Annotated in this window: 5 protein-coding genes and 2 pseudogenes; all 7 read left to right on the top strand. The window is 57.2% G+C overall.

Going from position 1 to position 5,796, the window contains the following annotated elements; translation table 11 throughout:
• Positions 1–123: 123 nt before the first annotated feature.
• A pseudogene (locus tag FHT28_RS35750) lies at positions 124–537 on the top strand (tyrosine-type recombinase/integrase); the annotation flags it as partial.
• 496 nt (positions 538–1,033) lie between these two features.
• Complete coding sequence (locus FHT28_RS35745) at positions 1,034–2,788, top strand: acetolactate synthase 3 large subunit (RefSeq protein WP_168598912.1); 1,755 nt, start codon at positions 1,034–1,036, stop codon at positions 2,786–2,788.
• Between the two features lie 249 nt (positions 2,789–3,037).
• Positions 3,038–3,640: a LysE family translocator gene (locus FHT28_RS35740; RefSeq protein ID WP_168598911.1), complete on the top strand. Its 603-nt coding sequence runs from the start codon at positions 3,038–3,040 to the stop codon at positions 3,638–3,640.
• A pseudogene (locus tag FHT28_RS35735) lies at positions 3,576–3,907 on the top strand (Tn3 family transposase); the annotation flags it as partial. The gene FHT28_RS35740 and the pseudogene FHT28_RS35735, both read left to right, overlap by 65 nt.
• Positions 3,908–4,008: 101 nt before the next feature.
• Positions 4,009–4,452: an NUDIX domain-containing protein gene (locus FHT28_RS35730; RefSeq protein WP_047557140.1), complete on the top strand. Its 444-nt coding sequence runs from the start codon at positions 4,009–4,011 to the stop codon at positions 4,450–4,452.
• 364 nt (positions 4,453–4,816) lie between these two features.
• Positions 4,817–5,089, top strand: a complete 273-nt coding sequence (locus FHT28_RS35725) for an antitoxin (RefSeq protein WP_168598909.1) — start codon at positions 4,817–4,819, stop codon at positions 5,087–5,089.
• Positions 5,086–5,490 (top strand): type II toxin-antitoxin system VapC family toxin, encoded by a 405-nt coding sequence (locus tag FHT28_RS35720; protein ID WP_112441440.1) that lies wholly within the window; start codon positions 5,086–5,088, stop codon positions 5,488–5,490. Before FHT28_RS35725 ends, FHT28_RS35720 begins: the two co-directional genes overlap by 4 nt.
• Positions 5,491–5,796 lie beyond the last annotated feature (306 nt).

Below are 5,796 nucleotides of genomic sequence, written 5' to 3'. Positions count from 1 at the left end.
CGCAGTGCATTCATCAGTGCAGTCCGTTGAGAGATCAGCAGTTCCCGCGCACTGTGCAACATCAATGTCGCTTGCTGTTCTTCACTCTTCACTGAGGTGCATGCTGACCCCAGGAAGACAGAATCCCCTCTCCTGCCCTGCCTGACGATCAACCTCGGCCGTACCAAGACGACAACGGTTGAAGACCGAGCCCATGCCGTTCTCATCGGCCGGGCGGTCACTGCGTTGAAGCAATGGCCGGAGGGGGCCAAGATCGATACCGGACCGCTCTTCCGGCGCATCGACCAATGGGGCAACATCGACCGGCGGGCATTGACACCGCAATCGGTCAATCTCATGCTGAAAACGCGTTGCAAACAGGCTGGTCTAGATCCGGAGGCATTCTCGGCGCACGGACTGCGCTCAGGTTATCTGACGGAAGCAGCTAATCGCGGCGTCCCCTTGCAGGAAGCCATGCAGCAGTCCCTCCACAGGTCCGTGATACAGGCGGCCAGCTATTACAACAATGCCGAACGGAAGAATGGGCGGGCAGCAAGGTCATTTGAATCGACTCCAGTCGCGCAGCAAGGCCAAGACTTCGTTTTTGAACTCGAACTTGATCCAGGAATTCTGCGACACCTAGTCGATGTAATGGATATGACCCCCTATGGGTCTGGCCGCGTGCGGCGTGTTGCCGAGGGACACGGCTACCAAATCTCGCCTGTCCCAAGCACTCGGTCGACCAGTCGAAAGGTTGAGCGGGGCTAAGCGCGGTGTTCATGTTAGTCCCGCAACCTTGCCTGGGATAGTTGACGTAGCGCCGATTTGCGGTTAGCTAGCGCTCATGAAAATCGCAATGGTTCTCGTCGTGGTGGTATCGCGCATGGGCAGGACGGTGTAGCCGTCCGGCGGTAGCCACCCATGCGCCGAAAATAAGGTCCCTGACGGGGCCTTTTTTTTGCCCCGTCGAACCCCATCACCTCATCAACGACGGAACATTGCTATGACCGGCTATAAGCCTAGCTTTGACTTCAATACCTCATCCGAGCCTCTCATGAACGGCGGCGAGATCGTTCTTCGAGCGCTGCGCGACAATGGCGTCGAACATATTTTCGGCTATCCAGGTGCCGCCGTGCTGCCGATATATGACGAGATATTCCAGCAGGAGGAGATCAAGCATTTTCTTGTTCGACACGAGCAGGGCGCGGGACACGCGGCGGAAGGCTACGCGCGCTCCACCGGCAAGGTCGGCGTCATGCTGGTCACATCGGGACCGGGTGTCACCAACGCGGTCACCGCGCTGCAGGACGCGCTGATGGATTCCATTCCGATCGTCTGTCTGACAGGGCAGGTCCCGACCACGCTAATCGGCACGGATGCGTTCCAGGAATGCGATACGGTGGGGATTACGCGCCCCTGCACCAAGCACAATTTCCTCGTCGGAGATATCAATGATTTGGCGAAGACTATCCATCTCGCCTTCAAGATTGCTACGTCGGGCCGGCCGGGACCAGTTCTCGTCGATATGCCCAAGGATGTGCTGTTTGCGAGCGGGTTCTATGTTGCGCCGGAGAAGGTTTCGATGCCAATGAGCTATCGGCCGAGGATGAGCGGCGAGCGGCTGGCGATCGATGCCGCGGTCAGGTTGATGGCGGAGGCGAAGCGGCCGGTCTTTTATACCGGCGGCGGGATCATCAATTCCGGATCGGAAGCCTCGCGGCGGTTGCGGGAGTTGGTGGAATTGACTGGCTTTCCGGTCACCTCGACGCTAATGGGGCTCGGTGCCTATCCCGCGACAGGGCCGAATTGGCTGAAGATGCCGGGCATGCACGGTTCTTACGAGGCGAACATGGCGATGCATGATTGCGATCTGATGATTGCTGTTGGAGCGCGCTTCGATGATCGCGTTACCTCGCGTGTCGACCGTTTTTCGCCGGGGTCCAAGAAGATCCATGTCGATATCGATCCGTCCTCGATCAACAAGAATGTCCCTGTCGATATAGGCATCACCGGCGATGCCGGAGCGGTGCTTTCGGAATTGATTGAAGCCTGGCGCGCGCTTCCGGCTGCACCGGAGCGAAACCGGCTCGCCGGCTGGTGGGTCCAAATCGGGCGATGGCGCGCGCGAAATTCGTTTGCGTACGAGATGCACCAAGACTTGATCATGCCGCAATATGCGCTCGAGCGGCTGCATGCGGCGACGACAGGCTATGATCCCATTGTCACCACTGATGTCGGCCAGCATCAGATGTGGGCGGCGCAGTTCTTCGGCATTGAGCGGCCGAACAGATGGCTCACCTCGGGTGGCCTCGGCACGATGGGATATGGCTTGCCTGCCGCGCTTGGGGCCCAGATCGGCCATCCCGGCCGGCTGGTTATCGGCATTGTCGGCGATGCCTCGGTACAAATGACGCTGAAGGAACTGTCGGCGGCGGTGCAGCATCAGGCGCCGATCAAGATCGTCATTCTCAACAACACGCAACTCGGCATGATCCGGCAGTGGCAGCAGATCCTGCATGGCAACCGTCGGGACCGATCCTACTCCGCCTCGCTGCCGGATTTCGTGAAACTGGCCGAAGCCTATGGCGCGGTTGGTCTGCGCTGCGAGAAACCAGATGAGCTCGACGCCAAAATCCAAGAGATGATCGCCATCGACCGGCCGGTGCTCTTCGACTGTCGGGTCGCGGCGCTCGAAAATGTCTATCCGATGGTCCGCAGCGGCCGACCACATAATGATATGCTGTTCGGGGAGGATATGCGTGAGGCCGAGGCGGATAGCGCCTTCGGTTTCAGCCAGGGGTTGGTTTGAACTCGACCGTGATACTCTTAGCGTCGGCCGACGCGCAGCTCGTTTGTGGACCCGATGCCGCCAGGGTCGAAACGGTGTCCGGATATCCGCGATTACTTGCGGTTCTTCACGCCACCTGTCGATGACGTGCCTTGCGAACCAAGGCAGAATATGCCGTTCTGTGCCCACTTATTCGAGAGCACAGGAGGTTGGTTGCGATGAAGGAGCGGATCGACGCGGTTATCGAAAGGGCGATAGTGGCCGCCGCGTATGACCGATCCAGTAGTTCTCGCCCCATTCCTCGTCTTCGCCTTTCTCATGACAGTTACGCCTGGACCCAACAACGCAATGGCGCTGGCTTCCGGCGTTCGTGTGGGTTTGACTAGATCGTTTCCGCTCATAGGCGGCATTGCTGCTGGCGTCGCCGTGCAAATGTTGGCGATTGGCTTCGGTCTAGGCAAGCTATTCGAGGCCTATCCGGTCACTCACGAGATCTTGCGGATAGGCGGTTCGCTTTATCTCGTCTGGCTTGCATGGAAGATAGCGCGCAGCGGCTCAATTGTTGAAGGCGCGGAGAGTTCGCCTATCGGTTTTTTGGGCGCCGCCGCGTTTCAGTGGATTAATCCAAAGGCGTGGGCAATCACAGTGAGCGCGGCTGCGACTTATATTCCCAGCAGCGACTATCTGCTGAACATCTCAATCGCTGCGGCTTTGCTGGCTTTTGTGGCCATCCCTAGCGTTGCTGTCTGGGCGGCCGCCGGCCGCCTGCTCCGTAATGTGCTTACCCGGCCAACTTATGCACGTGTCTTCAATCTTTCGGTCGCACTTCTTCTCGTCGGATCGACTGTTCCGATTTTGTTGGGCAATCTGTAGGGGAGCATTCCATAAGCTTTGTCGGCGTCTCCAGTCGATGCATGCTTCAGCGCCATCGTGCATTGGAACACCGTCTATGTCAGCCGGGCCACGACCCACCTGCGCCAGCGGGGCCGTAATATTGCTAACGAGCAGCTGAAGCACGTATCCCCACTCAGTTGGGAGCATATTAATCTCACCGGCATCTATTCCTGGGACGCCGAGCGGCAGGTGGCTGGGGGTTTCAGGCCGTTGCGGCTTACCGGCCGACTTCTTCGCGCGGCGTAGTAGTTGACCTCGTCTATTCGAAAACAATATGGCGCCGCAACCACTCTATTGGCCCGCCTAGGCCCATTGCGTTCGTTGGTTGGCTATACTATCCGTCGCCTATGAGCACTCTGCGTTCGAACATCAATGTGAAGGCTATTGGCCTTCATTGGCGAGATAATCGCCTCCTGGCCGCCGAAGTCTACGATAGCGAGGGCCGCGTCGCTGGCGTTCGTCCGCTCGGGGGAACGGTGGAGTTCGGCGAAAGCTCGCAAATTGCTCTCAAGCGCGAGTTCCTTGAAGAGTTAGGCGTTGAAGTAGAGGTGCTGTCGGACCCACTGGTCATTGAGAATTTATTCGTCTTTGAAGGCGAGAACGGCCACGAGATAATGTTCGTGTTCGAGATCGAATTTGTTTCTGATGATTATCGACATCACGAAACAATCACCTTCAACGAAAGTGACGGAACATCCGGTGTTGCACGGTGGTACGCCTTGGAAGAGCTTGATCGTCCCGGCTCACCAAGCCTCTATCCCAAAGGGTTGAAGGCACTGCTAGCCAGGTAGCTGCGACTGACCTCCGTTCCCGGCGCAAAACTCTCTTTCGAACATTGATTGGTTGCTTCCACGGCGCTTTTAGTGCGCGTTCACGCGGCGACCCATCTTAGCGTACGATTTTCTGCAAATGTTGTTCGGACCCCAATAGGCCCTGCTACTCTACGGAAAATCTCTTCGATGTCGCGGGCAACCCGCCGGCATGGCTGGGGCGAAGCGATTAACCACAGCGCAGGCGGAAAAGCATGTCGAAATCGGCAGCATCTGGGATAGGCAGAACTACACCGGCATTTTCTTGTGACAAACAATGAGCAGCCGGACTTGAATCAGCATGGGATGGCATATACATTATGGCATATACAAAGGAGGGTGTCATATGCCCGTATCATTGCCGTCATCAAGACCGAAAGAAGTGAAGCTGTTCCGCAATAACCGTAGCCAGGCGGTACGCATCCCTGCGGAGTTCGAGTTGCCAGGAGATCGCGTGTTGATCCACCGCGAAGGGGATAAGCTGATCATTGAGCCCGTAGCCAAGCCGTCCAATATCTTAGAGCTTATTGCCGATTGGAGGAAGGACACTCCACTCGGGCCTGAAGACCAGTTCCCAGATATTGAGGACGTGCCTGCCAAGCCGGAGAACATTTTTTGAGCGGCTACTTGCTTGATACGAACATCATCAGCGACATCATACGCAATCCCTTTGGACCGGTGGCACGGCGCATCGAGGATGTAGATCCCAAAGAGATTTGTACCAGCATCATCGTCGCATCGGAGTTGCGATACGGCTGCGCAAAAAAAGGATCGGCCAAACTATTGGCCAAGGTCGAAAGCATACTCGAAACGCTCCCAATTCTGCCGCTGGATATCCCCGCCGATATCAAATACGGCGACATTCGCGCCGCCTTGGAAGCCGCAGGACAGACCATCGGCCTGAACGATCTGCTGATCGCCGCACATGCTTGTGCACTCGACCTGACACTTGTGACTGACAATATGCGCGAATTTCAGCGCATTAGCGGCCTCAAACTCGAAAACTGGCTCGAGAGATAGCGGGGGCACCATGGGCGCTGAAGGCAATATGTCGCCGACCTTCAATTTCATCGACATATTGTGTCTGCGCGATCTCCAAATGAGACCGGCATGAAACAGGCGAAGGGTCAGCTTATCGGCTACGCACGCGTTTCTACGGATGAACAGGCAACCGATGCCCGGGAGATCGAGTGACCTGCCACTGAAGTTTCATCCGGCTGCGATTAGACCATATGTTCGCGGGGTGAAGGTGGCCCGCCCCCGCGGTAAGCTAAATCGGGGGTTGCTCTGGATAGGCCGGAGCCTTGCCCCATGCTTAGCGAGGGC

The sequence above is a fragment of the Rhizobium sp. SG570 genome, assembly GCF_012275345.1.
Taxonomy (GTDB): Bacteria; Pseudomonadota; Alphaproteobacteria; order Rhizobiales; family Rhizobiaceae; genus Rhizobium; species Rhizobium lusitanum.
The sequence above is the reverse complement of the archived record's forward strand: the minus strand, read 5'-3'. Positions and strand labels throughout refer to the sequence as shown.

Coding starts and splice junctions, on each gene's coding strand:
- FHT28_RS35745 (WP_168598912.1), top strand. CDS start 1,034: ATGAACGGCGGCGAGATCGTTCTTCGAGCGCTGCGCGACAATGGCGTC.
- FHT28_RS35740 (WP_168598911.1), top strand. CDS start 3,038: ATGACCGATCCAGTAGTTCTCGCCCCATTCCTCGTCTTCGCCTTTCTC.
- FHT28_RS35730 (WP_047557140.1), top strand. CDS start 4,009: ATGAGCACTCTGCGTTCGAACATCAATGTGAAGGCTATTGGCCTTCAT.
- FHT28_RS35725 (WP_168598909.1), top strand. CDS start 4,817: ATGCCCGTATCATTGCCGTCATCAAGACCGAAAGAAGTGAAGCTGTTC.